The 2,150-nt window shown below is 34.2% G+C and carries 3 protein-coding genes; all 3 read left to right on the top strand.

Features of this window, described 5'->3' with window-relative positions:
• On the top strand, window positions 1-230 hold a 230-nt coding region (locus tag ACTRWE_RS19085), incomplete at its 5' end, for a hypothetical protein (protein WP_462880520.1).
• A 138-nt stretch (window positions 231-368) separates the two neighbouring features.
• Complete coding sequence (locus ACTRWE_RS19090; protein ID WP_462880521.1) at window positions 369-1,136, top strand: hypothetical protein; 768 nt, start codon at window positions 369-371, stop codon at window positions 1,134-1,136.
• A 26-nt stretch (window positions 1,137-1,162) separates the two neighbouring features.
• Window positions 1,163-1,552 (top strand): hypothetical protein, encoded by a 390-nt coding sequence (locus tag ACTRWE_RS19095; RefSeq protein ID WP_462880522.1) that lies wholly within the window; start codon window positions 1,163-1,165, stop codon window positions 1,550-1,552.
• Window positions 1,553-2,150 lie beyond the last annotated feature (598 nt).

Here is a 2,150-nt window from a genome sequence, read left to right on the forward strand (position 1 = left end):
ATGTACAGGAAAGTATGTCGCCAGATAATCAAATAGTATTCAAATCATTGATCGGTTACGGCTTATTTTTCTTTGTAATTTGGATTGTTTTATCAATGGTTCTTATTTTTACTGGGTCAGCTGAATTTTCAGTTAAAGGCTTAGGGTTTTCATTCTTGGTATTACAACTTCCTACATTAATTCTTGTAGTTAAAACAAAACTACGGTTAAATAAAAATCCAATAAAATGAGTAATGTACATATAACAAGCCAATTAAGCGGGACTAAAAACAGTTTGCTCGGTTTCGCTTCGCTACACATTTTAGCAAACAATTTTTAGCCCCTTATTGGGGCGTTAAGTTTCACGGATACTATGGAGTTAAATTTCAGTGATAGATGAATCAAATCCTGCTGGTAGATTACATAAAATTTTGTCTAGTGCGAAAAAGCAACCAGACAATCAAAAAGTCAAAGTTGTTTGGAGTAAAGCTCTAGGAGTAGAGGAAAATGATATTGTAGTGACTAAGTCAGTAATTGAGTTATATTCACTTTCACAAGAAATACAATCACTTATTAAAATGAATGATAATTTAAATCATGAACTTTATTTATCGTCATTCAATAGAATTGACATGGCTTTTTTCCCGCTCAACTTAGCAACAACTTGGCAAGGTGCAAAAAATCACTTAACAGATGAAGCGTTAACTAGGCTGCAGTTTTGTGCACAAGAGCTATCAGGTTTTTACTCAGAAGAAACATTATCAGACGAAGATTTAGCCGATATCATTAAAAAAACTGACGACCTATACAGTTCATTATATAGCTCAACCTTACCAAGTGTTCTCAGACTTACTTTATTAGAAGAAGTTCAGCGTATTAGAAATGCGATAAGCTTGTATCAAATTAAAGGCGCGAAAGGTTTAAAAGAAGCGCTCCAAGGAGCAATCGGTGCTGTTGTCGCTAATCAAGAAGAGCTTAAGAAAGCTAAAAGTGACAATGATGAAGTAATAAAAAAGTTAGGAGGCTTGCTTGAAAAAGTAGACTCTTTTGCTTCAAAAGCGCTAAAAATACATAAAATCATCAAATCCCCAATTAGTTTTTTAATAGAAAAATTTAGTAGTAATAATGAAGAGGCTGAGGACGAAAGTGAAACTTAACAAAGCGTGATACAAGGTATGATCTTATGAATGTCGTAAAATGGATTAGTGAAAACGAGATAACGCTATTAGTAGAAGAGCAATCTGTTCTAGAGGAATTCGGTGACTATTCAATAAAGTACTATAAGCATCCCAAGGTAGGATCGAGAGTAAATGACAAGTACTTTTATATTAGGTACAAATCTAACGTTAAGTATTCGTCTGGGCCATATGAATTTCCAGATAATCCTGTACTGGAGAGTTTGTGTACAATACTAAGTAAACTAGATTTTGTATTTTGGAGCACATTTAAAACCGAAATTGCGCCACTACACTTTATGGAAAGTATGCAAAGAAAAAATAAGATCGATAAAAGCTTTCTATACATAGAAGCTGGCGAAGATGTTGTTAAATCAAGTAAATTAGAAAATGAATAACATGGAAATTTATGAGTCAATGCCCTCGCTGTGAACATAAATTAGATGTTTTCAGCTTTTCTTTATCTGTATTTCCGTTTTACTTTAAATGTGCCAATTGCAAGACGAGATTGAAACTTATCAGCTCAAAATTATTTTGGGCTATATTTTTATTGTATTCGGCAGTCGTGTTTACATTGATAATGTATATTCCAATTTTTAGCAAATATGGTTTAGGCGTAATATTAGCCATATTAGGCTGGTTCTTTGTTTACTATAAATTGTCACCTTACATACTCAGCAAAGATAACGTGGCACTATATGGCAGTGACTAGCTAAAAAAAGCTTTGGTTTATATCTTCCTCTAAAAGCGTAGCGCCTCTTCGCCCTCTTTGTGCATAAATCACTAAAAGACCTTATTTAACAAAGAGAAGTGGATGGGAGGCTTCGGGCTACGAGGCGCGAGTAAAATGCTAATGCCCATAAATACGCGATATGAAATCGCTGCTACAAAAGACATTTACTGATAAAAACAGTTTTTGCACCACAGAGAATCCCGAGGCGCTTTGCGATGCACAGAGATGGATTCATATCTTTTAAGTATTTCTCTGTTAACTCT

Source organism: Pseudoalteromonas sp. G5_S1_54_S4, assembly GCF_054968565.1.

Coding starts and splice junctions, on each gene's coding strand:
- ACTRWE_RS19095 (WP_462880522.1), top strand. CDS start 1,163: ATGAATGTCGTAAAATGGATTAGTGAAAACGAGATAACGCTATTAGTA.